Here is a 25,871-nt window from a genome sequence, read left to right as displayed (position 1 = left end):
GAAGGGACAACGCGAACATATGAGCGCGTCAGGCGGCACCAAGGCGATCGTGGCGGCACTGGCCGCCAACCTCGCGATCGCGGTAGCGAAGTTCGTGGCGTTCCTCTTCAGCGGTTCGTCCTCGATGCTCGCCGAGTCCGTGCACTCGCTCGCCGACTCCGGCAACCAGGCACTCCTCCTCCTCGGCGGCAAGAAGGCGAAGCGCGAGGCCACCCCGCAACACCCCTTCGGCTACGGCCGCGAGCGCTACATCTACGCCTTTCTCGTCTCCATCGTCCTCTTCTCGGTCGGCGGCATGTTCGCCCTCTACGAGGGCTACGAGAAGATCAAGCACCCGCACGAGCTGACGAACTGGTACTGGCCGGTCGGCGTCCTGGTCTTCGCGATCATCGCCGAGACCTTCTCCTTCCGCACCGCCATCAAGGAGTCCAACGTCCTGCGCGGGCGCCGCTCCTGGACGGAGTTCGTCCGCCACGCCAAGGCCCCCGAGCTCCCGGTCGTCCTCCTGGAAGACCTCGGCGCCCTCGTCGGCCTCGTCCTCGCCCTCGGCGGCGTCGGCCTCGCCCTGCTCACCGGCGACAGCGTCTGGGACGGCATCGGCACCCTCTGCATCGGCATCCTGCTCATCCTGATCGCCCTGGTCCTCGCCGCCGAGACCAAGTCGCTGCTGCTCGGCGAGTCCGCCGGCGTCGAGGAGACGCAGAAGATCGAGGCCGCCCTCGTCGACGGCGACACGGTCACCCGCATCATCCACATGCGCACGCTCCACCTCGGCCCCGAGGAACTCCTCGTCGCCGCCAAGATCGCCGTCCGCCACGAGGAGACGGCCACCGAGATCGCCGCCGCGATCAACGCCGCCGAGTCCCGCATCCGCGAGGCCGTCCCGATCGCCCGCGTGATCTACCTCGAGCCGGACATCTACAGCGAGACCGAAGCCGCCAAGGGCCCCGACCCCGAGGCGACGCCCGGGGGACCGACGCCGAGCGACGCCGGACACTGACGTCCCGCAGGAGTACCGCCCGAACGCCCATGGGGCCCGCCGAACCACTCGGCGGGCCCCATGGGCTTCCTCGGCGGACGGTCCTCAGACCCGCACCACCCCGTCCTACCCGACCTCGCGCAGCACTCCGAGCAGGGCCGATTCGTCCGACGCGGCCAGCAGCCGCTCCCGGAACCCGGCGTCCATCAACTTCCGCGACAGCAGCGCCAGAATCCTCAGATGCTCGTCACCCGCTGCCGCCTCCGGTACGGCGATCATGAACACCAGCCGCGCCTTCGTCCCGTCCAGCGAGCCCCACTCGACGCCCTGCGCGGACCGCGCGAAACCGACGACCGGCTCCGTCACCGCATCCGTCTTGGCGTGCGGGATCGCGATCTCCTCGCCGAGCCCGGTCGTGCCCTGCGCCTCCCGCCGCAGCGCACACGCCACGAGCTCGTCCACGTCCGCGACCCTGCCGGTACGGGCCAGCAGCTCACTCATCTCCCGGATCGCGGACTCCTTGCCGTCCGCATCTAGTTCGACCTTCACGGTCTGCTGGGTGAGGTAGCCGGAGAGAACCTCGTCCACGCCGCTCTCCGCCGCCGGAGTGCTGTCCGCGGCCTCTGCGGCCCCCTCGAGTGCCGCCGCCTTCTCCGGAGCCGCGGGCTCCGCGGGCGCGGCCGCGGAGGACGCACTCGCGCCGACCGCCTCTACCTCGCGTACGGCCCGCTGCGCTACGACACCGCCGGCGCCCGGCGCTCCGGCACTCACCCCGGCCGGCACGGGCCCGGGCCCGGCCGCGCCGACGCCGCCGACCGCCTCCCCGCGCCGACGGCGCTCACCCAGGTCGACCAGGGCGACCGTGGCGAGCGCGGTGACGACCGAGCCGATCACCACGGCCACGAAGAACATCGGCACGCCGCTCACCGCACCCAGCACGGCCACGATCGGCCCACCGTGCGGCACCGCGTCCTCGACCCCGGCGACCCCGGCGACAGCACCGGCGACCGTGCCACCCAGCATGTTGGCGGGGATGACCTGCGCGGGGCGCGCGGCCGCGAACGGGATCGCTCCCTCCGAGATGCCGAAGCAGCCCATGAACAGCGAGGCGAGCCCCGTCTCCCGCTCCTGCTCGGTGTACAGCCGCTTCCGTATCAGCGTGGCCAGGCCCTGCCCCAGTGGCATGACCGGGATCGCGGCCGCGCACATGCCCATGACCGTCTGGTTGCCGGTCGCGATGAGCCCGGTGCCGAACAGGAACGCCGTCTTGTTGACCGGCCCGCCCATGTCGAACGCGATCATGAGCCCCAGAATCGCGCCGAGCAGGATCGCGCTGGTACCGGTCATCCCACTGAGCCAGTCGGTCAGGTGCTCGAACACCCAGGAGATCGGCTTGCCGATGACATAGATGAAGAACAGCCCGAGCGCAGTCGTCGCCACGATCGGGATCACGATGATCGGCATGATCGGCTGCGCGAACTTCGGGACCTTGACCTTCTTGATCCACATCACCAGATACCCGGCGAGGAACCCGGTCACGATCGCCCCGATGAACCCGGCGCCAGCCTTGGAGTCGTACAACTCACCGGTGTTGGCGATCCAGCCACCGATCATGCCGGGCACGAGGGCGGGCCGGTCCCCGATGGCATACGCGATATAGCCGGACAGGATCGGCACCATCAGCGTGAAGCCGATGACACCGATGTTGTTCACATCCATCCAGAAGGAGTCCTTCGGGATGACCAGACCGCCCGACGGATCGGCGTGCCCGCCGAGCGAGAGCGAGATCGCGATCAGCAGCCCGCCGACCACGACGAACGGGATCATGTAACTGACCCCGTTCATCAGCGCCTTGTACCCGAGGCTCCGCTCCTTGCCGCCACTGGTCGCGGGAGCTGTGGGGGCTCCCCCCTCTGCGTGCACGGGCGCCGACAGCACTCGCTCGATCAGCTGCTCCGGGTGACGAATGCCCTCCGCCACCCCGACGGTCAGGACCCGCTTGCCCGCGAAACGGCTCAGGTCCACGTCCTTGTCCGCGGCGACGATGACGCCGTCCGCGTGCTTGACATCGTTGTCGTCGAGGACGTTTTCAGCCCCGATGGATCCCTGCGTCTCCACCTTCATCTCGATGCCGCGACTCTCGGCGGCCTGCGCGAGCTTCTCAGCCGCCATGTACGTGTGGGCGATGCCGGTCGGGCACGCGGTCACCGCGAGCAGCTTCAACCGCTGCCGCTCACCATCGCCGCTGCCCGTGGGGGGAGGGCCGGCCGGACTGGTCACGTCGATCTCCTAACGCCTTTGTCATGCGGAATCGCCGTCCCGGACGCCCCGCAAGATCGATCAGTTGTTCAGATGTCCCGGGCATCCTGCACCACGCCGCCGCAGACTCAAAGGCCAGAAGATCCCTGAAAGTTCTGCTTTGTCGCCTCCTGTCGGCCGTTCGTTGGTGTCCTGTTATCGCGCCCGCTCATCGCCCGCACACCCACCGCCCCGTGACCTGCCTCCACCGCCTGAAGAACCCGCGCCCTCCGGGCCGTCCCTCCTGCCCGCCCCTCCTCGATGGCGCGATCTGTTCGGGTACGGGCTGGGGACGGCCCGGCCTCCCGGTGTAGCTTGGGACGGAGCCAGACGTCGCTGCTGATGGCGGTCGGGCGGTCCCACCGCGGACCGGCCGAGGGAGAGAGGGCCTCCGACGGACTGCGCTGCGTGTACGCGGGCATGCCAGTGTCCTCCTCGGGCACCCCTGTGTCCGCCGCCGCGCAGACCAGCCGTACCCACCTCGACCCAACCCCGAGGAGCAGCTCGCAATGACGACTGTCGACAACCGACAGGACTTCAAGGTCGCCGACCTCTCCCTGGCCGACTTCGGCCGCAAGGAGATCACCCTCGCCGAGCACGAGATGCCGGGCCTGATGGCGATCCGCAAGGAATACGCCGAGGCACAGCCTCTCGCCGGCGCCCGCGTCACCGGCTCCCTGCACATGACCGTGCAGACCGCCGTACTCATCGAGACCCTGGTCGCCCTGGGCGCGCAGGTCCGCTGGGCCTCCTGCAACATCTTCTCCACCCAGGACCACGCCGCGGCCGCCATCGCCGTCGGCCCGAACGGCACGCCCGACAACCCGCAGGGCGTCCCGGTCTTCGCCTGGAAGGGCGAGACCCTGGAGGAGTACTGGTGGTGCACGGAGCAGGCGCTGACCTGGCCGGACACCCCCACCGGCGGCCCGAACATGATCCTCGACGACGGTGGTGACGCCACCCTCCTCGTCCACAAGGGCGTCGAGTACGAGAAGGACGGCAAGGTCCCCGCCGTCGACACCGCCGAGAACGACGAGCACCGCGTCATCCTCGAACTCCTGAACCGCACCATCACCGACGGCTCCCAGAAGTGGACCCAGCTCGCCTCGGAGATCCGCGGTGTCACCGAGGAGACCACGACCGGCGTCCACCGCCTGTACGAGATGCAGCGCGACGGCACCCTCCTGTTCCCGGCGATCAACGTCAACGACGCCGTCACCAAGTCGAAGTTCGACAACAAGTACGGCTGCCGCCACTCGCTCATCGACGGCATCAACCGCGCCACCGACGTCCTCATCGGCGGCAAGACCGCGGTCGTCTTCGGCTACGGCGACGTGGGCAAGGGCTGTGCGGAGTCCCTGCGCGGCCAGGGCGCCCGCGTGATCATCACCGAGATCGACCCGATCTGCGCGCTCCAGGCGGCGATGGACGGCTACCAGGTCACGACCCTCGACGAGGTCGTCGACAAGGCCGACATCTTCGTCACCACGACGGGAAACAAGGACATCATCATGGCCTCGGACATGGCCAAGATGAAGCACCAGGCGATCGTCGGCAACATCGGCCACTTCGACAACGAGATCGACATGGCCGGCCTCGCCAAGATCCCCGGCATCGTCAAGGACGAGGTCAAGCCGCAGGTCCACACCTGGACGTTCCCCGACGGCAAGGTGCTCATCGTCCTCTCCGAGGGCCGCCTGCTGAACCTGGGCAACGCCACCGGCCACCCGTCGTTCGTGATGTCCAACTCCTTCGCGGACCAGACCCTGGCCCAGATCGAGCTGTTCACCAAGCCCGACGAGTACCCGACCGGCGTCTACGTGCTGCCCAAGCACCTCGACGAGAAGGTCGCCCGCCTCCACCTCGACTCGCTCGGCGTGAAGCTGACCACGCTCCGCCCCGAGCAGGCCGAGTACATCGGCGTCCAGGTCGAGGGCCCGTTCAAGCCGGACCACTACCGCTACTGAGCCGCACCGCTCGGCAGCAGGTCCTTCGAGGCAGGCCCCCGCACCCCCGTGCCGGGGGCCTGCCCCGTTTCCCGGACCACTGCCCGGACCGGCCCGTCAAGCCCCAGGACGACCCCCATGCCCCGCGGCCGTTATTCGCTCCACGATCCGCACGATCACACCCCCCTCGCAGAAGAGCACTTCCACTGCGCCGTCGGCCCCTCCGGCTGGCGCTATGTCTCCCAGCTGACCACCCCCTCGGGCGATCACCACGGCTCCGTCGACCTCACCCTCGACGAACTCGGCCGCCCCATTCGCCTCGAACTCCACGCCGCCGCCTGGCAAGTCCGCGGCGCCGCCCTCGACGGCGTCACCTGGGTCCGTACCGACCCCACCGGGACCGAGGCCACCGAAGGCAATGTGCGCGCCCACGCCTTCACCGGCACCTCCCCGGCGTTCCTCGTCGCCACCACCCGTCTCCTGCGCCTCGCCCCCTCCGCAGCCGCCACCCGCGTACGCCTCGTCGCCCTCACGGACCCGGTCCTCGCCCCGCGCACCGTGGACCAGTCGTGGTCCTTGCTGAAGAGAGAAGCACACGCCACTGACAACGGCCCTCTGACCGTGGACGAATACCAGGTCACAGACCTGGACACGGGCGAGCAGCACGCCGTGCACATCGCAGGCGACGTGGTGCTCGCGGCCCCCGGCATCGAGCTCGAGGACCTCGAGTCACCGCCGTCGGCGTTCACCTGACCAGGCACCCGCAGCTGAGCGGGCAGCCCGGCCCTCACTAAGCCGGCGGCACGAACCCGGTGCCGGGCCGGTCACCCGCCGGCCCCTCCGGCGCCTCCACAGGCCGGCCCCCGCCAGACGACCCGGACGCCGCACCAGGCGCCACAACGGGCGGTACGTCAGCAGCCGGAGCTCTGTTCACGGCCGGAGCTCCGTACACGGCCGGAGGCCCCTCCCCAGCCGGAGCGGGAGACGAGGCCGAACCGCTCCCGAAGGCCCGCCGGGACTCCCGCGCCTGCCGCTCCTGCACGACCGCCGCCAGATACGCCGCCGGCGGCACACCCTGCGGCACCGGCGCCCCCGTACGCTCCGCGAGATCCGAAGCCAGCCGCTCCGCCATCGACGAGCCCACCTGCGGATCCAACTGCTGCATACGCGTCAGGTACTGACGGACGGCGAGCCACAACCCGTCGGGCACCGCGGAAAGATCAAGCCCCGAGAACCGTCCCGCCAGCCAGGGCGGAGGAGGCGGCACAAAGCCGGTCCGCGCGACCGGAATCCGCTCCCGTACGACAAGGGTCCCCGCGAACAAATCTCCCAGCCGCCGTCCACGCGCCGACACGAACGAGGCGATACAGGCGATGACCCCGAAGGTCATGAGGATCTCGATCACCGCGATCAAGCCCCTCACCAGCGCATGCCGGAACCGGATCGGACCTCCGTCGTCCCGCACCACCCGCAGCCCGCACGCCATCTTCCCGAGCGACCGCCCGTGACTGAGCGTCTCCACCGCGATCGGCGCACCCACCAGCACGAGAACGAACGTCGCGATCGACAACGCCGTCTGCGCCGCCTCGTCCAGCGAGGCCGTGGAAGTCACCAGCACGATGGTCACCGCGACATAGACGGCCATGGCCGCCACCAGATCGAGCAGCACGGCCAGCGCCCTGCTGGGCAGCCTCGCGGGGCGCAGCTCCAACGCCACCGCCTCGCCCGTCACCAGCTCACTCACGCCCGCCGTCCTTCCCCTGCCCTGCCCCAGACAGAGCCAGTCTGCCAAGCTGAGGGCGCATCGCGCCGCAGTACGACAAGCTGATCCACGACGAGTCTCCGACGAACAGCCGAGGAGCAGGCACACCGATGGACCTCGACGTCTTCGTCTCCTCCCACCGAGCGGAGTGGGACCGCCTCGAAGCCCTGCTGCGTCGCCAGCGTCGCCTCAACGGCGCCGAAGCCGACGAACTCGTCACCCTCTACCAGCGCACCGCCACGCACCTCTCCCTGATCCAGTCCAGCGCCCCCGACCCCCAGCTGACCGGCAGGCTCAGCCAACTGGTGGCACGCGCGCGTAGTGCCGTGACAGGCACCCGACGCGCCTCCTGGCGCGACGTCACCCGATTCCTCGCCCACGGCTTCCCCGCCGCCGTCTACAAGTCACGCCACTGGTGGGTACCCACCGCGCTCCTGTCCACGGCCGTGGCCGCGCTCCTGGGCTGGTGGATCGGCACCCACCCCGAAGTACAGGCCTCCATAGCGGCCCCCAGCGAACTTCGCGAGCTCACCCGCCCCGGCGGCCAGTACGAGACCTACTACTCCAGCCACCCGGCTGCCAGTTTCGCCGCCCAGGTCTGGACGAACAACGCCTGGGCCGCCGCCCTGTGCCTGATCCTCGGGGTCTTCCTGGGACTCCCGGTCATCTGGATCCTCTTCCAGAACATGCTCAACCTCGGCATCGGCTTCGGCCTGATGTCCTCGGCCGGCCGACTCGACACCTTCCTCGGCCTGGTCCTCCCGCACGGCCTGCTCGAACTGACCGCCGTCTTCGTGGCCGCGGGCACCGGCCTGCGCCTCGGCTGGACACTCATCGACCCGGGCCCCCGCACGCGACGCACGGCTCTGGCGGAAGAGGGCCGAGCCGCCATAGGCATGGCCATCGGCCTCGCCCTGGTCCTCTTCGTCTCCGGCGCCATCGAAGGCTTCGTCACCCCGTCCGGCCTCCCCACCTGGGCACGCATCACCATTGGAGTCGCCGCCGAACTGGCCTTCCTCGCCTACGTCTACGTCTTGGGCGGTCGAGCCGCCCGCGCCGGAGACACGGGCGACGTCGAGGCAGCAGAGCGCAGCGCCACCGTCCCGATGGCTGCCTGAACGTCCCCACGGCCGCCGGATGTGCGACCACGTCCGTTCAGCTGCTAGTCTCCTCTTCGCCCCACAGGAGCCATTGACACGGCAAGTGCGGGGAGGTAGATTTGAACAGTTGCCTATAGACGGGTTCTACCCCAGACGGCGACAGTGAGAATCTGTCGGCTCCTTGAAACGCTGATTTCATTGAAGCCACCCCCGATCATTCGGAAATGAGCGGCCGGTCAGTACGGCCCGAAACTTCTGATAAAGTCGGAACCGCCGGAAAGGGAAACGCGAAAGCGGGAACCTGGAAAGCACCGAGGAAATCGGATCGGAAAGATCTGATAGAGTCGGAAACGCAAGACCGAAGGGAAGCGCCCGGAGGAAAGCCCGAGAGGGTGAGTACAAAGGAAGCGACCGTTCCTTGAGAACTCAACAGCGTGCCAAAAGTCAACGCCAGATATGTTGATACCCTGTCTCCAGCATTCGCTGGGACGAGGTTCCTTTGAAAAACACAGCGAGGACGCTGTGAACGGTCGGGCTTATTCCGCCTGACTGTTCCGCTCTCGTGGTGTTGCACCGGATTACCGGTACACATTCACGGAGAGTTTGATCCTGGCTCAGGACGAACGCTGGCGGCGTGCTTAACACATGCAAGTCGAACGATGAACCACTTCGGTGGGGATTAGTGGCGAACGGGTGAGTAACACGTGGGCAATCTGCCCTGCACTCTGGGACAAGCCCTGGAAACGGGGTCTAATACCGGATATTGACCATCTTGGGCATCTTTGATGGTGGAAAGCTCCGGCGGTGCAGGATGAGCCCGCGGCCTATCAGCTAGTTGGTGAGGTAATGGCTCACCAAGGCGACGACGGGTAGCCGGCCTGAGAGGGCGACCGGCCACACTGGGACTGAGACACGGCCCAGACTCCTACGGGAGGCAGCAGTGGGGAATATTGCACAATGGGCGAAAGCCTGATGCAGCGACGCCGCGTGAGGGATGACGGCCTTCGGGTTGTAAACCTCTTTCAGCAGGGAAGAAGCGAAAGTGACGGTACCTGCAGAAGAAGCGCCGGCTAACTACGTGCCAGCAGCCGCGGTAATACGTAGGGCGCGAGCGTTGTCCGGAATTATTGGGCGTAAAGAGCTCGTAGGCGGCTTGTCACGTCGGTTGTGAAAGCCTGGGGCTTAACCCCGGGTCTGCAGTCGATACGGGCAGGCTAGAGTTCGGTAGGGGAGATCGGAATTCCTGGTGTAGCGGTGAAATGCGCAGATATCAGGAGGAACACCGGTGGCGAAGGCGGATCTCTGGGCCGATACTGACGCTGAGGAGCGAAAGCGTGGGGAGCGAACAGGATTAGATACCCTGGTAGTCCACGCCGTAAACGGTGGGCACTAGGTGTGGGCAACATTCCACGTTGTCCGTGCCGCAGCTAACGCATTAAGTGCCCCGCCTGGGGAGTACGGCCGCAAGGCTAAAACTCAAAGGAATTGACGGGGGCCCGCACAAGCGGCGGAGCATGTGGCTTAATTCGACGCAACGCGAAGAACCTTACCAAGGCTTGACATACACCGGAAACGTCTGGAGACAGGCGCCCCCTTGTGGTCGGTGTACAGGTGGTGCATGGCTGTCGTCAGCTCGTGTCGTGAGATGTTGGGTTAAGTCCCGCAACGAGCGCAACCCTTGTCCCGTGTTGCCAGCAGGCCCTTGTGGTGCTGGGGACTCACGGGAGACCGCCGGGGTCAACTCGGAGGAAGGTGGGGACGACGTCAAGTCATCATGCCCCTTATGTCTTGGGCTGCACACGTGCTACAATGGCCGGTACAATGAGCTGCGATACCGCGAGGTGGAGCGAATCTCAAAAAGCCGGTCTCAGTTCGGATTGGGGTCTGCAACTCGACCCCATGAAGTCGGAGTCGCTAGTAATCGCAGATCAGCATTGCTGCGGTGAATACGTTCCCGGGCCTTGTACACACCGCCCGTCACGTCACGAAAGTCGGTAACACCCGAAGCCGGTGGCCCAACCCCTTGTGGGAGGGAGCTGTCGAAGGTGGGACTGGCGATTGGGACGAAGTCGTAACAAGGTAGCCGTACCGGAAGGTGCGGCTGGATCACCTCCTTTCTAAGGAGCACTTCTAAGCCAGGCTTGCCTGGTTCAGAGGCCAGTACATCAGCGAATGTCTGATGCTGGTTGCTCATGGGTGGAACGTTGACTATTCGGCACACTTGATCGTCTTCTCCTTCTAGTACTGCTCTTTTGAGTGTGGAACGTCGAGGGGAGCGGGGAGTGTGTCGGGCACGCTGTTGGGTGTCTGAGGGAACGAAATTTCCTCAGTCGCCGGCCCCAGTGAACTCGCCTGAAAGGGTGGGGTGATGGGTGGCTGGTCGTTGTTTGAGAACTGCACAGTGGACGCGAGCATCTGTGGCCAAGTTTTTAAGGGCGCACGGTGGATGCCTTGGCACCAGGAACCGATGAAGGACGTGGGAGGCCACGATAGTCCCCGGGGAGTCGTCAACCAGGCTTTGATCCGGGGGTTTCCGAATGGGGAAACCCGGCAGTCGTCATGGGCTGTCACCCGCTGCTGAACACATAGGCAGTGTGGAGGGAACGCGGGGAAGTGAAACATCTCAGTACCCGCAGGAAGAGAAAACAACCGTGATTCCGGGAGTAGTGGCGAGCGAAACCGGATGAGGCCAAACCGTATGCGTGTGAGACCCGGCAGGGGTTGCGTATACGGGGTTGTGGGATCTCTCTTCTGTTGTCTGCCGGCAACAGGACGAGTCAGAAACCGTTGATGTAGGCGAAGGACATGCGAAAGGTCCGGCGTAGAGGGTAAGACCCCCGTAGTCGAAACATCAGCGGCTCGTTTGAGAGACACCCAAGTAGCACGGGGCCCGAGAAATCCCGTGTGAATCTGGCGGGACCACCCGCTAAGCCTAAATATTCCCTGGTGACCGATAGCGGATAGTACCGTGAGGGAATGGTGAAAAGTACCGCGGGAGCGGAGTGAAATAGTACCTGAAACCGTGTGCCTACAAGCCGTGGGAGCGTCGGACATCAGCTTGCTGATGTCTCGTGACTGCGTGCCTTTTGAAGAATGAGCCTGCGAGTTTGCGGTGTGTTGCGAGGTTAACCCGGGTGGGGAAGCCGTAGCGAAAGCGAGTCCGAATAGGGCGTTTTAGTAGCACGCTCAAGACCCGAAGCGGAGTGATCTAGCCATGGGCAGGTTGAAGCGGAGGTAAGACTTCGTGGAGGACCGAACCCACCAGGGTTGAAAACCTGGGGGATGACCTGTGGTTAGGGGTGAAAGGCCAATCAAACTCCGTGATAGCTGGTTCTCCCCGAAATGCATTTAGGTGCAGCGTCGTGTGTTTCTTGCCGGAGGTAGAGCACTGGATAGGCGATGGGCCCTACCGGGTTACTGACCTTAGCCAAACTCCGAATGCCGGTAAGTGAGAGCGCGGCAGTGAGACTGTGGGGGATAAGCTCCATGGTCGAGAGGGAAACAGCCCAGAGCATCGACTAAGGCCCCTAAGCGTACGCTAAGTGGGAAAGGATGTGGAGTCGCAGAGACAACCAGGAGGTTGGCTTAGAAGCAGCCACCCTTGAAAGAGTGCGTAATAGCTCACTGGTCTAGTGATTCCGCGCCGACAATGTAGCGGGGCTCAAGCGTACCGCCGAAGTCGTGTCATTGCAGCATAAGGGCCAACGCCTGCTGTGATGGGTAGGGGAGCGTCGTGTGCCGGGTGAAGCAGCCGCGTAAGCGAGTTGTGGACGGTTCACGAGTGAGAATGCAGGCATGAGTAGCGATACAAACGTGAGAAACGTTTGCGCCGATTGACTAAGGGTTCCTGGGTCAAGCTGATCTGCCCAGGGTAAGTCGGGACCTAAGGCGAGGCCGACAGGCGTAGTCGATGGATAACCGGTTGATATTCCGGTACCCGCTGTGAAGCGTCAAACATCGAGCATCGTGATGCTAAGGCCGTGAAGCCGTTCCGGACCCTTCGGGGAAAGGAAAGTGGTGGAGCCGCCGGACCAAGCGGTTAGTAGGTGAGTGATGGGGTGACGCAGGAAGGTAGTCCATCCCGGGCGGTGGTTGTCCCGGGGTAAGGGTGTAGGCCGTGCGATAGGTAAATCCGTCGCACACAAGGCTGAGACCTGATGCCGAGCCGATTGTGGTGAAGTGGATGATCCTATGCTGTCGAGAAAAGCCTCTAGCGAGTTTCATGGCGGCCCGTACCCTAAACCGACTCAGGTGGTCAGGTAGAGAATACCGAGGCGTTCGGGTGAACTATGGTTAAGGAACTCGGCAAAATGCCCCCGTAACTTCGGGAGAAGGGGGGCCACATCTGGTGAGAGGACTTGCTCCTCGAGCTGGGGGTGGCCGCAGAGACCAGCGAGAAGCGACTGTTTACTAAAAACACAGGTCCGTGCGAAGCCGTAAGGCGATGTATACGGACTGACGCCTGCCCGGTGCTGGAACGTTAAGGGGACCGGTTAGTCACTCTTCGGGGTGGCGAAGCTGAGAACTTAAGCGCCAGTAAACGGCGGTGGTAACTATAACCATCCTAAGGTAGCGAAATTCCTTGTCGGGTAAGTTCCGACCTGCACGAATGGCGTAACGACTTCTCGACTGTCTCAACCATAGGCCCGGTGAAATTGCACTACGAGTAAAGATGCTCGTTTCGCGCAGCAGGACGGAAAGACCCCGGGACCTTTACTACAGTTTGATATTGGTGTTCGGTTCGGCTTGTGTAGGATAGCTGGGAGACTTTGAAACTCGCACGCCAGTGTGGGTGGAGTCGTCGTTGAAATACCAGTCTGGTCGTGCTGGATGTCTAACCTGGGTCCGTGATCCGGATCAGGGACAGTGTCTGATGGGTAGTTTAACTGGGGCGGTTGCCTCCTAAAGAGTAACGGAGGCGCCCAAAGGTTCCCTCAGCCTGGTTGGCAATCAGGTGTTGAGTGTAAGTGCACAAGGGAGCTTGACTGTGAGACCGACGGGTCGAGCAGGGACGAAAGTCGGGACTAGTGATCCGGCGGTGGCTTGTGGAAGCGCCGTCGCTCAACGGATAAAAGGTACCCCGGGGATAACAGGCTGATCTTCCCCAAGAGTCCATATCGACGGGATGGTTTGGCACCTCGATGTCGGCTCGTCGCATCCTGGGGCTGGAGTCGGTCCCAAGGGTTGGGCTGTTCGCCCATTAAAGCGGTACGCGAGCTGGGTTTAGAACGTCGTGAGACAGTTCGGTCCCTATCCGCTGTGCGCGTAGGAATATTGAGAAGGGCTGTCCCTAGTACGAGAGGACCGGGACGGACGAACCTCTGGTGTGCCAGTTGTTCTGCCAAGGGCATGGCTGGTTGGCTACGTTCGGGAGGGATAACCGCTGAAAGCATCTAAGCGGGAAGCCTGCTTCGAGATGAGTATTCCCACCTCCTTGAGAGGGTAAGGCTCCCAGTAGACGACTGGGTTGATAGGCCGGATATGGAAGCACGGTAACGTGTGGAGTTGACCGGTACTAATAGGCCGAGGGCTTGTCCTCAGTTGCTCGCGTCCACTGTGTTGGTTCTGAAACCACGAACAGCCCCATGCCAGGTCACGGTATGGTGCGGCAGTTTACAGTTTCATAGTGTTTCGGTGGTTATAGCGTTAGGGAAACGCCCGGTTACATTCCGAACCCGGAAGCTAAGCCTTTCAGCGCCGATGGTACTGCAGGGGGGACCCTGTGGGAGAGTAGGACGCCGCCGAACAATCATTCAAAGGAAACCCCGCATCTTCGGATGCGGGGTTTTCTGCGTTTCAGGGCCCCTCGCCGAGGCCCTGAATGTCATAGGCGTCCAGCCGCCTTCAATGCCAGATACGCATCCGCCAGCGCCGGCGCCAGGTCATCCGGTGTCGCGTCCACGACCGTGACGCCGTGACGGCGGAGTTGTTCTGCCGTGCGGTGGCGTTCGGACTGGGCCTGGGCTGCTGCGGCGGCCTCGTAGACGGCGTCGGTGTTTCCGCGTGCCGCGGCCATCTCGGTGATGTGCGGGTCTGCCACCGATGCCAGTAGGACCGTGTGGCGCTGGGTGAGCTGGGAGAGGACCGGGAGCAGGCCATCTTCGATGGGGGCCGTTTCCAGGCTGGTGAGCAGCACGATCAGGGAGCGTCGGGGTGACGTACGGAGCGCCGTGGCTGTGAGGCCTCGGGCGTCCGTTTCGACGAGCTCCGGCTCGAGTGTGGCCATCGCGTTGACCAGGGACGGAAGGACGTCGCCTGCTGTGCGGCCCTGGACGAGGGCGCGGACCTTCCGGTCGTAGGCGAGGAGGTCGACCCGGTCGCCGGCGCGGGAGGCGAGGGCTGCGAGGAGGAGGGCCGCGTCCATGGACGCGTCGAGGCGGGGTGCGTCGCCCACGCGGCCTGCCGAGGTGCGGCCGGTGTCGAGGACCAGGAGGATGTGGCGGTCGCGTTCCGGGCGCCAGGTGCGTACGGCGACCGTGGACTGGCGGGCTGTGGCGCGCCAGTCGATGGAGCGGGTGTCGTCGCCGGGGACGTACTCGCGGAGGCTGTCGAATTCGGTGCCCTCGCCGCGGGTGAGCACGCTGGTGCGGCCGTCCAGTTCGCGGAGGCGGGCCAGTTTTGAGGGCAGGTGCTTGCGGCTGGTGAACGGGGGCAGGACCCGAACCGTCCAGGGAGCCTTGTGGGTGCCCTGGCGGGCGAAGAGGCCGAGGGGGCCGTAGGAACGGATGGTGACCCGGTCGGCTTGGCGGTCGCCTCGGCGGGTGGGGCGGAGGCGGGTCGTCACGCGTCGGCGTTCTCCTGCGGGGACGGTGAGGCGGTGGCGGGAGGCCGTCGTTTCCGTGCCTGGCTGCCAGCTGCTGGGGGGCCAGGCGTCGCGCAGCCGGGCGCGGAGGGGGCGGCGGGACGGGTTGGTGATCGTGAGAGTCACGTCTGCTGTGTCTCCCAGGCGTACCGAGGTGTCTCCGGAGCGGGTCAGGCCCAGGCGTCGTACAGGGGCCGCCAGCGCGAAGTCGCAGGCGCAGGCCACGGCCAGGGGTGCGTTGACCGTCAGGATGCCCGTCCAGCTGGGTTCCCAGATGCCGACGGGGAGGGAGCCCAGGGCCGCGAGGAGGGCGGCGCGTCCGGTGAGTGCCATCAGCGGGGGACGGGGACGTGGGTGAGGATCGCGTTGATGACCGAGTCGGCTGTCACGCCTTCCATTTCGGCCTCCGGGCGGAGTTGTACGCGGTGGCGGAGGGTGGGGAGGGCCAAGGCCTTCACGTCGTCCGGGATGACGTAGTCACGGCCTGTCAGCCAGGCCCATGCGCGGGCGGTGGCCATGAGGGCCGTGGCGCCTCGGGGGGAGACGCCGAGAGTGAGGGACGGTGACTCGCGGGTGGCGCGGCAGATGTCGACGACGTAGCCGGTGATCTCCGGGGAGATGGTCGTCTTGGCGACCGCCGCGCGGGCTGCCTCCAGGTCGGCGGGGCCCGCTACGGGGCGTACGCCGGCGGCGTGGAGGTCGCGTGGGTTGAAGCCCTCGGCGTGGCGGGTGAGGACGTCGATCTCGTCCTGGCGGGAGGGGAGGGGGATGGTGAGTTTGAGGAGGAAGCGGTCCAGCTGGGCTTCCGGGAGGGGGTAGGTGCCTTCGTACTCCACCGGGTTCTGGGTCGCTGCGACCAGGAACGGGTCGGGGAGGAGGCGGGGGGTGCCGTCGACCGTGACCTGGCGTTCCTCCATGGCCTCCAGGAGGGACGACTGGGTCTTGGGGGGCGTGCGGTTGATCTCGTCCGCCAGGAGGAGGTTGGTGAAGACCGGGCCGGGCTGGAAGGAGAACTCGGCACTGCGGGTGTCGTAGACCAGGGAGCCGGTCACGTCGCTCGGCATCAGGTCGGGGGTGAACTGGACGCGCTTGGTGTCGAGTTCGAGGGCCGAGGCGAGGGCGCGGACCAGGAGGGTCTTGGCGACGCCGGGGACGCCTTCGAGGAGGACGTGGCCGCGGCAGAGCAGGGCGACGACGAGGCCGGTCACGGCGGGGTCCTGGCCGACCACGGCCTTGGCGATCTCGGCGCGCAGGGCCTCCAGGGCGGCTCGGGCGGTGCCCGGGTCCCCGGTCTGCCCGGCGTTGTCAGTGGTCGGGTCCATCATGGACGGCGTACCTCTCTTTCGAGGGCGTCGAGTCGGTCGGCGAGTGCGATGAGTGCTGCGTCGTCGCTGGGCGGTGGTCCGAAGAGGAGTGCGTGCAGGTCCTGTCCGTCGCCGTGGAGGTGGGCGGACAGGGCGGGGAGCAGGGCCTCGGGCGTGTGCGCCTGGGTGACGGGGACGCCTGTGAGGGGGGCGAGGCGGGTGCGGGTCGTGGAGCGAAGAGCGTTTGCCGCGCGGTCGCGGGCGTCGGCCTTGCGATAGAGGCGGGCGCGGCCTTCGGCGGTTTCGGAGGCGCGGATCGCCACGGGGAGTTTTTCGGGCACGAGGGGGCCGAGTCGGCGTGCCCGCCAGAGGGCGGCCAGGGCTGCGGCGATGAAGAGTTGCAGGGTGCCCCAGAGCCAGCCCGAGGGGAGCAGGTCGAAGAAGCCGCGTTCGTCGTCGGTGGCGGTGGCCGACGTGTCGGAGAGCGAGGGGAGGTACCAGACCAGATGGGGTCGGGAGCCGAGGAGTTGGAGGGCGAGCGAGGCGTTGCCCTGCTGGTCGAGGCGGTCGTTGAGGAGGATGTCGGGTGCTCCGAGGGCGACGGTGTCGCCGTTCCCGGTCGTGTCCGGGATGCGCAGCAGGGTGGCCAGGCGCTCGCTGGGGTAGCACTGGTCGGCGTCGAGGTGGGTGGTGGTGTAGCGGACACCGCCCGTGTCGGCGGTGCCGGCGCGCTGGGCGGCGGGCAGGTTGCAGTCGGGGGCGAGCGTCGAGTCGAGGCTGGTGGCGGGGTCGGCGGTGACGCCGGGGGCGAGCCGTTCGACGGAGGCGCTGCCGGAGGTGACCAGGACGGTGCGGCCGCCAGAGTCGGCGAACGAGTCGTGCAGGCGGGACTGCTGACCTCGGGTCAGCAGGTCGGGGGTGGCGACCAGGAGGGTCGTGTCCGGGCCGGATGCGGCGGCTGCCTCGTCCAGGGTGGTCACCACGCGGGTGTCCACGCCACGGTCGGCGAGGAGTTCGGCGACGGCGCGGCTGCCGTTGGGGTCGACGGAGCGCGGGTCGAGTTCGCCGTGGCGGGCGTCGGAGCGGATCACGGCGATGGCGATGGCTGCCGCGACGAGCAGTACGAGGGCGAGCGCGACACCGCGGGTGCGGGTCCACACCTGGCGGGCGGTGGGCGAGGCCGAGGTGGACGGGAGCGTGGCCTCGGTGGTCATTCGGCGGCTCCCTGGCGGGTGTGGGGGGCCGTGCTGTGGGCGCTGCTGGTCGCGAGCTGGGGCTTGGTGCGTTCCAGGTCGCGGTCGAGTTCGGCGATGCGGTGGTACGACTGCTCGGTCGCCGAGCGGCCGCCGTACGTCACGTCGTCGAAGTCCCGGGCGGCGGCGCGCAGTCGGTCGGTGTGGGCGGGCAGGGCCCGGCCGGCTTCGGCGGCGGCCTCGTCGGCGGTGCGGCCGGGGCGGACGTCGAGGAGTGCGCGTTCCTCCAGGGCGCGGACGAGAGCCCGCATGCGTTCCTGGACGGCCTGGTTCCAGTGGCCCTGGGCGGCGTGTGCCTCGGCGGCGGCGCGGTGGTCGGCGGCGCTGCGGGGGCGGTCGTCGAAGAGGGCGGCGGACGAGGTGGGTTGGCGGCGCGGGGTGCCCAGGCGCCACCACAGGGCGCCCAGGACCGCGATGACGGCCAGGATGATGACGAGCAGGCCGAGTGTGCCGCCGGGTGTTGCGGACGAGGCGGCGTTGAACAGTTTGCCGAGCCAGTCCCAGAAGGCGTCGAGGGCGCGCTGGAAGAGGCTGGGGTCGTTCTCGTGGTACATCCGCTTGGACAGCTCGCGTCGGGCCGCCTCGCGCGCGGGGTCGCGTGGGGTGGTGAGGGGCGGCTCGTCGGTGGAGTGCGCCGACGACAGTACGGAGGTGTCGCCGGCGTGCAGCAGTGTTCGTATGGCGGTGCGTGGCAGTGCCGTTGTGAGAGGTTCCCCCGCCCAGCTCACCGCATCAGCTCCCCGGGGTGACGCCGGGGGCGTGGGAGCCGTAGTCCTGGACGCCTGCGGCGCGGGCCAGTTCGAGGTCGAGGGCCTCGCGGCGGATGCGCTGGTCGATGTAGAGGAGCACGGTGACGCCGGCGGTGATCGGGAAGGTGATCATGGAGCCGATCACCGCGCCGATGCCGCTGACGATGAGGAACGTCCAGCCGAGGCCGGCGCCGCCGCTGTTGAGCCAGCCGGTGAGGCCGTCGCCGCTGAGGGCCGCGGCGAGGAAGGTGAACGGGATGACGATGATCGAGGCGACGACGTTCGCGATGATCGTGGCGAGCAGCTGGATGCCGAAGATCCGCCACCAGGTGCCCTGGACCAGCTTCGCGGAGCGGCTCATGGCCTTCTTGATGCCCTGCTTCTCCAGCATCAGGGCGGGCGAGGCCAGGGAGAAGCGGATCATCAGCCAGAGGGCGACGATGCCGGCGCCGATGACGCCCAGGACGGTGAGGGCGACGCCTGCCCCGGTGTTCCCGGAGATGGTGACGAGGATGCCGGGCAGGGTGCCCACGGTGACGATGCCGGCGGTGATGAGCAGCAACAGGCAGATGAGGCCGAACAGTTTGACGACCTGAGGGCGGGCGTCCCGCCAGGCCTCGCCGATGGTCACCGGTTTGCCGAGTACGGCGCGGCTGGTGACGGTGGTGAGCAGTGCGGTCGCGATGACGGTGCCGACCAGGGAGATCACGAAGACGACGCTGGAGTTGAGCATGGCGTCGCTCATGGCGCGGCTCAGCTCGCTGAGGGTGGCGCTCGGGTCGTTGAGGGCTTCGGTGCTGGAGTCGTCGAGGACGAGGCCCTGGAACAGGACGACGATGATCTCGGTGAGGACCGCGACGGTCAGGGAGATGCCCAGGACCGTGCGCCAGTAGGTGCGCATGGTGGAGACGGCGCCGTCGAGGATCTCGCCCACGCCGAGCGGGCGGAGCGGGATGATGCCGGGCTTGGCGGCGGGCGGGGGGCCGCCCCAGCCGCTTCCCCAGCCGCCATAGGCGCCGGGGGTTCCGTATCCGCCGTATCCGCCGGGGGCTCCGTGGCCGCCGGGGGGCTGGGTGCCCCAGCCCGGGCCGGGTGGTGGGGGCGGGGGAGCCTGGCCGGGGACGGTCGGGCCGCTGGGGGCGGACCACTGGGCGGGTGGCGGCTGGTCCTTGGACCACTGCGGGCCGGGGCCCTGCGGGGCCTGGCCCGGCTGGGCCGCTTGGCCGGGCTGGTCCGCGGGCTGTGCGGGGCCGGGGCGGTCGGTGGGCTCGGCAGCGCCGGACTGGTCCGGCTTCTGCCCGTCGGACGGGGCGGATCCGGGCGAGGCCCAGCCCGGAGTGTCGTTCATCGTCGCTCCTTCACGGTGCCCGTCCGCGGTCGCGGCGGCAGGTTGGCAGCCATCGTGCCATGGGGTGGTCTTGGAATGACCGGCGGCGGTATGGGCTGCGTACCTTCAATTGTCCGCTCTGCAGGGGGCAGACTGACCGCATGGCTGATCAGTACGCGTACAGCGGCGATGACAAGCGGCCGACCGAGATCCCCGCGATCCGTTGGGAGGAGCCACCGGAAGGACCCGTTCTGGTCCTTCTCGACCAGACGAGGCTTCCGGCCGAGGAGGTCGAACTGGTCTGTACGGACGCGCCCGCGCTGGTGGAGGCGATCCGCTCGCTCGCCGTGCGAGGGGCGCCGCTGCTCGGTATCGCGGGGGCGTACGGTGTCGCGCTCGCCGCCGTGCGGGGCTTCGACGTGGACGAGGCCGCGGCCGCGCTGGCGAGCGCCCGGCCGACCGCGGTGAACCTGGCCCTCGGTGTGCGCCGGGCGCAATCGGCTCACGAGGCGGCGCTCGCCAAGGGCGGTGATGTCCGGCAGGCGGCCTCGGCGGCGCTGGCGGCGGCGCGGCAGTTGCACCGGGAGGACGCCGAGGCCAGTGCGCGGATGGCCGAGCACGGGCTGGCGCTGCTGGACGAGTTGCTGCCCGGCGGCGGGCACCGGATCCTCACCCACTGCAACACCGGTTCGCTGGTGTCGGGCGGGGAGGGGACGGCGTTCGCGGTGGGGCTCGCGGCGCACCGGGCGGGGCGGCTCCGGCGGCTGTGGGTGGACGAGACGCGTCCGTTGCTGCAGGGCGCTCGCCTGACGGCGTACGAGGCGGCTCGCAGCGGGTTGGCGTACACGCTGCTCACCGACAACGCGGCGGGGTCGCTGTTCGCCGCCGGGGAGGTGGACGCCGTGCTGATCGGGGCGGACCGCATCACGGCGGACGGTTCGGTGGCGAACAAGGTGGGGAGCTATCCGCTGGCGGTGCTCGCGCGGTACCACCATGTGCCGTTCATCGTGGTGGCGCCGGTGACGACGGTGGATCCGGACACCCCGGACGGGGCGTCCATCGAGGTCGAGCAGCGTCCCGGTCACGAGGTGACCGAGGTGGTGGCGCCGCAGGTGCCGGTCGCCGGTGCGCAGGAGGCAGGGGGCGGCATTCCCGTGGCGCCGCTCGGGACGCAGGCGTACAACCCGGCGTTCGACGTGACCCCGCCCGAGCTGGTGACGGCGATCGTCACGGAGGAAGGCGTGGTTTCGCCGGTGACGGCTGAGGCGCTCGCCGAGGTGTGTGCGCGGTCGCGCAGGGTGACGACGGGCTGATTCGGACGGCTGCCGGAGCGTGTGCGGGGCGGGCGGGCTCCGGCTGTCGTGTCCCTCGCCGGTGTGCCGGGGGCCCGGGCCAGCGGGCGTCGTAGAGATCAACTGTGGGCGGGCGAGGGCAGACAGTAGCGCTTGCTGCGACTATGGTCACTGGCCGGTGACCTACCTCACCACTGCCTTCGCCACTGTTATGAGAATGGGATGATGTCGTTTATGAAGGGACGAGTCCTTGTCGTCGACGACGACACCGCACTGGCCGAGATGCTCGGCATCGTGCTGCGTGGTGAGGGTTTTGAGCCGTCTTTCGTGGCCGACGGTGACAAGGCGCTGGCCGCTTTCCGTGAGGCCAAGCCCGATCTGGTGCTGCTGGACCTGATGCTGCCCGGTCGGGACGGCATCGAGGTGTGCCGTCTGATCAGGGCGGAGTCCGGGGTGCCGATCGTGATGCTCACGGCGAAGAGCGACACGGTCGACGTCGTGGTGGGCCTGGAGTCGGGTGCCGACGACTACATCGTGAAGCCGTTCAAGCCGAAGGAGCTGGTCGCCCGGATCCGGGCGCGGCTGCGGAGGTCGGAGGAGCCCGCTCCGGAGCAGCTCGCCATCGGTGACCTGGTCATCGACGTGGCCGGGCACTCCGTGAAGCGGGACGGGCAGTCGATCGCGCTGACGCCGCTGGAGTTCGACCTGCTGGTCGCGCTCGCGCGCAAGCCGTGGCAGGTGTTCACGCGCGAGGTGCTGCTGGAGCAGGTGTGGGGCTACCGGCACGCGGCGGACACGCGGCTGGTCAACGTGCATGTGCAGCGGCTGCGCTCCAAGGTCGAGAAGGACCCGGAGAAGCCGGAGATCGTGGTGACCGTCCGTGGTGTCGGGTACAAGGCAGGACCGAGCTGACATGTCCGGCGACAGTGCCGCTTCGGCGCCCGGACGGTCCGGGGCCCGCCCGGGGCGGCCTGTCGGGCGGAAGAAGGCGGGTTCCCGCTGGGGACGGTTCCTGGAGAGCGGGCTGCTGCTCCAGGGCGGAGTCCAGGGCAGTCCGGTCATCCGCCTGTTCATGCGGTGGGTGCGCCGGCCGCTGCTGCCCGTCATGCGGCTGTGGCGGCGCAACATCCAGCTCAAGGTCGTCGCCACGACGCTGCTGATGTCGCTGGGCGTGGTCCTGCTGCTTGGCTTCGTCGTCATCGGGCAGGTGCGCAACGGCCTGCTGGACGCCAAGGTGAAGGCGTCCCAGAGCCAGGCCACCGGCGGGTTCGCCGTGGCCAAGCAGCGGGCCGACGAGGCGGCGAGCGGGACCGGCGACGATGTCGCCACGGCGGACGGCCGTCCCGCGCAGAACGTCATCCAGTGGATGAGTGACCTGGTGTCCTCGCTGTCCAGCGGCGGGCAGGGCGCTTTTGACGTGGTCACGCTCCCGGCTTCCGACGCCGACGGTGCCGGCGGGCGTGGTCCGCGTGCCTCCGGTGAGGTGGACTGGAGCAAGAGCGTGCCCGCGGCGCTGCGGGAGCGGATCGGCAGCAGTACGACGGCCGCGCAGAGCTACAGCCGCGTGATCTACAACAACGACACCAAGGACTCCCAGCCCGCCCTGGTCATCGGCAAGCAGGTCAACGACCCGAACGGGGACCCGTACCAGCTGTACTACCTCTTCCCGCTCACCCAGGAGGAGAAGTCGCTGAGTCTGGTCAAGGGGACTCTGGCGACGGCCGGGCTGTTCGTCGTGGTGCTGCTCGGGGCCATCGCCTGGCTGGTGGTGCGCCAGGTCGTCACGCCGGTGCGGATGGCGGCGGGGATCGCCGAGCGGCTGTCGGCCGGGCGGCTTCAGGAACGGATGAAGGTCACCGGCGAGGACGACATCGCGCGTCTCGGCGAGGCCTTCAACAAGATGGCCCAGAACCTTCAGCTGAAGATCAGCCAGCTGGAGGACCTGTCGCGCATGCAGCGCCGGTTCGTGTCGGACGTGTCGCACGAGCTGCGTACGCCGCTGACGACCGTACGGATGGCGGCGGACGTCATCCATGAGGCGCGGGAGGACTTCGACCCGATCACCGCGCGGTCGGCGGAGCTGCTCGCCGATCAGCTGGACCGGTTCGAGTCGCTGCTCGCGGACCTGCTGGAGATCAGCCGTTTCGACGCGGGTGCCGCGGCGCTGGAGGCGGAGCCGATAGACCTCAGGGAGGTCGTGCGGCGGGTGGTCAGCGGGGCCGAGCCGCTCGCGGAGCGCAAGGGCACGCAGATCCGGGTGTTCGGTGACCAGCAGCCCGTCGTCGCCGAGGCCGATGCCCGGCGTGTGGAGCGCGTGCTGCGCAACCTCGTCGTGAACGCCGTGGAGCACGGTGAGGGCAGGGACGTCGTCGTCAAGCTCGCCGCGGCCGGTGGCGCGGTCGCCGTCGCGGTGCGGGACTACGGGGTCGGGCTGAAGCCGGGTGAGGCGACCCGGGTGTTCAGCCGCTTCTGGCGGGCCGATCCGGCACGCGCGCGTACCACGGGTGGTACGGGGCTGGGGCTGTCCATCGCCCTGGAGGACGCGCGGCTGCACGGCGGCTGGCTGCAGGCGTGGGGTGAGCCGGGCGGCGGCTCGCAGTTCCGGCTGACGCTGCCGAGGACCGCGGACGAGCCGCTGCGGGGCTCCCCGATACCGCTGGAGCCCAAGGACTCACGGCGCAACCGGGGGCTCGACGACGCGGGTCTGCCGTGCGGCGGCGGGGACGGCGAGAAGCGGGCGACCGTGCCGGCGCAGCCGGCGGGCGGTCCGGTGCCGCCGGGGCCGGCGCGGAACCCGATACCGCGGGCGTCCACCGTGGCCCCCACGGCCGATCCGACGGCGTTGCCCGGCAACGGCGCGCGTGTGGTGCCGCGGCCCGCCTCGGGCACGCGGCGGCAGGACGATCCGGCGGCAGCGGAGCAGTCGGCTCGCGGCGGGGGTGCGGAGGGTCCGGCGGGCGCGTCCGGCGCCGGTGGCGTGGGTGGTACGGAGGGGACGGCTCGTGACGAGGATGCGGGTGAACCGGCCGGGACGGCTCGTGACGGGGCCGGCAGTGGCCCTGCGGGGACGCCCCGGGAACCGGCCGTGAGCGGGCCGCGGGACAAGGACAACGGCTCCGCGGGCTCGGGCAGGGAAGCCGAGCCGGGAGACGCGGACAGGCAAGGGGAGGCATCTCGTGGGCGCTGACCGCGAGGGGCGCGGTCGGCGTACGCCCGCGCGCGTGATGGCGTACGCCGCCGGTGGCGTGCTGGTGCTGGCGGGGTGTGCCTCGATGCCGGACAGCGGGGATCTGCGGGGCGTGGAGTCGACACCGCGCCAGGACACCCAGGTGCGGGTGTTCGCCGTGCCGCCAGGGGAGGACGCGCCGCCCTCGGAGATCGTGCAGGGCTTCCTGGAGGCGCTCACCAGCGACGATCCGCACTACAAGACCGCGCGCCAGTACCTGACCGGCGAGGCCGCGAAGACCTGGCGGCCGGAGCTGTCCACCACGGTGCTCACGGACGGGCCGGGTGCCAAGGCCGAGGGTGCCGGCGGCCGGGAGGACACCGGCGAGATCTCGTACACGCTGACCGGCACCAAGGTGGCCACCGTGGACGCGCAGCAGTCGTACGCGCCGGCGACCGGGGCCTACGGCAGGACCGTGCACCTGACGCAGGACGAGAAGAGCGGGCAGTGGCGGATCGACGCGCTGCCCCAGGGCGTCCTCATGGGTCAGTCGGACTTCCAGCGCAACTACATGTCCGTCAGCAAGTACTACTTCGCCTCGAACACCATGGCGGCCGGGGCGAACACGCAGCCCACGGCGGTCGCCGACCCCGTCTACGTACGCCGTCGCGTGGACCCCACGACGCAGATGGTGCGCTCCCTGCTCAACGGGCCCACGCGGTGGCTCGGGCCCGTGGTCAGGTCGAGCGTCCCCACCGGTACGGCGCTGGCGAAGGATGCCGGAGCGCTGACGCCCGACGAGCGGAACAAGCTGACGGTCCCGCTCAACGACAAGGCCGCGGGCATCGGCACCAACAGGTGCCAGGAGATGGCGGCCCAGACGCTCTTCACGCTGCGGAATCTCAGCCCCGCGGTGGACGAGGTCGAGCTGCGGGCCGACGGGGCCGAGCTGTGCTCGCTCACGCAGGAAGCGGCCGATGCGGCGGCTTTCCGGACCTCGGCGCGCCACCCCGACTACCTGTACTTCGTCGACGCCAAGGACCGGCTCGTACGGATCCCGGCGGGGAGCAGCGACACCAAGCCGGACACGGCGCCGGGGGCGCTGGGCGAGGGTGACACGGCGCTGCGGTCGGTGGCGGTGTCGCGGGACGAGCACACCGCGGCCGGTGTCGGCCTCGACGGCAGGTCGCTGTACGTGGGGTCGCTGGTCTCGGGCGGCTCGCTGGGCGAGCCGGTGCTGCGCAGCCAGGGCCGGACCGAGGAGGACCGGCTGACGACACCCAGCTGGGACGCGGACGACGGCCTGTGGGTGGCCGACCGTGACCCGGACGATCCCCGGCTGCTGCTGCTCGAGGAGGGCAAGGGCGATCCGCTGGAGGTGCGCACACCGCACCTGGACGGGCGGATCCAGTCCGTGCGGGTGGCCGCCGACGGGGTGCGGATCGCGCTCGTGGTGGAGAAGGGCGGCAAGAAGACCCTGCTCATCGGGCTGATCGAGCGGGAGGAGAAGCCGGGGGAGAAGCCGGCCGTCAGGGTGGTCGAACTTCGCTCCGCGACGCCGGAGTTGGAGGAGGTCACGGCCATGTCGTGGGCCGGGGACAGCCGGCTCGTGGTGGTCGGGCGCGAGCACGGGGGCGTGGAGCAGATGCGGTACGTCCAGGTCGACGGCTCCACGCCGGACGTGCCGGCGCCCGCGGCCCTGACCGGCGTCAAGGAGGTCACCGCCGCCGAGGACGACCGGCTGCCGCTGGTGGCGTACTCGGTGGACGGGATCGTCCGGCTGCCGTCGGGCGCTCAGTGGCAGAAGGTGACGGAGGGGACGGCGCCGGTCTATCCGGGGTGAGGGTCCCGGTGGGGATGTGAGGCGTCCTGGCGGGGCCGGTGAAAGCCGGC

Annotated in this window: 15 protein-coding genes and 3 rRNA genes; 11 read left to right on the top strand and 7 right to left on the bottom strand. The window is 68.2% G+C overall.

Annotation, left to right across the window (positions count from 1 at the left end; all coding sequences use genetic code 11):
- Window positions 1-19 precede the first annotated feature (19 nt).
- A complete protein-coding gene (locus OHU35_RS16800) occupies window positions 20-1,000 on the top strand; it encodes a cation diffusion facilitator family transporter (RefSeq protein WP_189726704.1) in 981 nt (326 codons plus the stop codon).
- Window positions 1,001-1,105: 105 nt separating this feature from the next.
- Here OHU35_RS16800 and OHU35_RS16795 read toward each other — a convergent pair whose 3' ends face one another.
- Window positions 1,106-3,259: a fructose-specific PTS transporter subunit EIIC gene (locus OHU35_RS16795; RefSeq protein WP_405505790.1), complete on the bottom strand. Its 2,154-nt coding sequence runs from the start codon at window positions 3,257-3,259 to the stop codon at window positions 1,106-1,108.
- Window positions 3,260-3,786: 527 nt separating this feature from the next.
- Between OHU35_RS16795 and ahcY the strand changes: the two genes are divergently transcribed.
- A complete protein-coding gene (gene ahcY / locus OHU35_RS16790) occupies window positions 3,787-5,244 on the top strand; it encodes an adenosylhomocysteinase (RefSeq protein ID WP_189726702.1) in 1,458 nt (485 codons plus the stop codon).
- Window positions 5,245-5,361: 117 nt separating this feature from the next.
- Window positions 5,362-5,976, top strand: coding sequence for a hypothetical protein (locus OHU35_RS16785; RefSeq protein ID WP_189726701.1), 615 nt, complete (start codon window positions 5,362-5,364; stop codon window positions 5,974-5,976).
- A 37-nt stretch (window positions 5,977-6,013) separates the two neighbouring features.
- On the opposite strand, the gene OHU35_RS16780 is transcribed toward OHU35_RS16785, so the two are convergent.
- Window positions 6,014-6,967 (bottom strand): RDD family protein, encoded by a 954-nt coding sequence (locus OHU35_RS16780; protein ID WP_405505788.1) that lies wholly within the window; start codon window positions 6,965-6,967, stop codon window positions 6,014-6,016.
- Between the two features lie 128 nt (window positions 6,968-7,095).
- On the opposite strand from OHU35_RS16780, the gene OHU35_RS16775 reads away from it, so the two are divergent.
- From OHU35_RS16775 to rrf, 4 genes are all read left to right on the top strand, one after another.
- On the top strand, window positions 7,096-8,103 hold the full coding sequence (locus OHU35_RS16775) for a stage II sporulation protein M (protein WP_189726699.1): 1,008 nt from the start codon (window positions 7,096-7,098) through the stop codon (window positions 8,101-8,103).
- Between the two features lie 573 nt (window positions 8,104-8,676).
- Window positions 8,677-10,202 (top strand): 16S ribosomal RNA (locus tag OHU35_RS16770).
- A 302-nt stretch (window positions 10,203-10,504) separates the two neighbouring features.
- A 23S ribosomal RNA gene (locus OHU35_RS16765) occupies window positions 10,505-13,624 on the top strand.
- Between the two features lie 91 nt (window positions 13,625-13,715).
- Window positions 13,716-13,832: ribosomal RNA gene (gene rrf, locus OHU35_RS16760) — 5S ribosomal RNA — on the top strand.
- The 16S, 23S and 5S rRNA genes sit together here, the layout of an rRNA operon.
- 77 nt (window positions 13,833-13,909) lie before the next feature.
- Here rrf and OHU35_RS16755 read toward each other — a convergent pair.
- From OHU35_RS16755 to OHU35_RS16735, 5 genes are read right to left on the bottom strand one after another with little or no spacing between them, the layout of a single operon-like run.
- Entirely contained in the window at window positions 13,910-15,220 is a 1,311-nt protein-coding gene (locus tag OHU35_RS16755; protein WP_405505786.1) for a DUF58 domain-containing protein, read from the bottom strand.
- On the bottom strand, window positions 15,220-16,209 hold the full coding sequence (locus tag OHU35_RS16750; protein WP_189724069.1) for a MoxR family ATPase: 990 nt from the start codon (window positions 16,207-16,209) through the stop codon (window positions 15,220-15,222). Before OHU35_RS16750 ends, OHU35_RS16755 begins: the two co-directional genes overlap by 1 nt.
- The gene (locus OHU35_RS16745) at window positions 16,209-17,405 is read right to left on the bottom strand and encodes a DUF4350 domain-containing protein (protein WP_405505784.1); all 1,197 of its coding nucleotides are present in this window, start codon (window positions 17,403-17,405) and stop codon (window positions 16,209-16,211) included. The genes OHU35_RS16750 and OHU35_RS16745 overlap by 1 nt, the downstream gene beginning before the upstream one ends.
- Window positions 17,402-18,172: a DUF4129 domain-containing protein gene (locus OHU35_RS16740; RefSeq protein ID WP_405505783.1), complete on the bottom strand. Its 771-nt coding sequence runs from the start codon at window positions 18,170-18,172 to the stop codon at window positions 17,402-17,404. The genes OHU35_RS16745 and OHU35_RS16740 overlap by 4 nt, the downstream gene beginning before the upstream one ends.
- A 4-nt stretch (window positions 18,173-18,176) precedes the next feature.
- Complete coding sequence (locus tag OHU35_RS16735) at window positions 18,177-19,541, bottom strand: glycerophosphoryl diester phosphodiesterase membrane domain-containing protein (protein ID WP_405505781.1); 1,365 nt, start codon at window positions 19,539-19,541, stop codon at window positions 18,177-18,179.
- A gap of 140 nt (window positions 19,542-19,681) precedes the next feature.
- Between OHU35_RS16735 and mtnA the strand changes: the two genes are divergently transcribed.
- From mtnA to OHU35_RS16715, 4 genes are all read left to right on the top strand, one after another.
- Window positions 19,682-20,833, top strand: a complete 1,152-nt coding sequence (gene mtnA, locus OHU35_RS16730) for an S-methyl-5-thioribose-1-phosphate isomerase (RefSeq protein ID WP_189724022.1) — start codon at window positions 19,682-19,684, stop codon at window positions 20,831-20,833.
- 201 nt (window positions 20,834-21,034) lie between these two features.
- On the top strand, window positions 21,035-21,724 hold the full coding sequence (gene mtrA, locus OHU35_RS16725; protein ID WP_009188938.1) for a two-component system response regulator MtrA: 690 nt from the start codon (window positions 21,035-21,037) through the stop codon (window positions 21,722-21,724).
- Window position 21,725: 1 nt separating this feature from the next.
- Window positions 21,726-23,999, top strand: a complete 2,274-nt coding sequence (mtrB, locus tag OHU35_RS16720; protein WP_405505779.1) for an MtrAB system histidine kinase MtrB — start codon at window positions 21,726-21,728, stop codon at window positions 23,997-23,999.
- Window positions 23,989-25,821: an LpqB family beta-propeller domain-containing protein gene (locus OHU35_RS16715; protein WP_405505777.1), complete on the top strand. Its 1,833-nt coding sequence runs from the start codon at window positions 23,989-23,991 to the stop codon at window positions 25,819-25,821. The genes mtrB and OHU35_RS16715 overlap by 11 nt, the downstream gene beginning before the upstream one ends.
- Window positions 25,822-25,871 lie beyond the last annotated feature (50 nt).

Origin of the sequence: Streptomyces purpurascens, assembly GCF_045040895.1 — a bacterium.
Classification (GTDB): Bacteria; Actinomycetota; Actinomycetes; order Streptomycetales; family Streptomycetaceae; genus Streptomyces; species Streptomyces purpurascens.
This window is presented reverse-complemented; position numbering and strand designations above follow the sequence as displayed.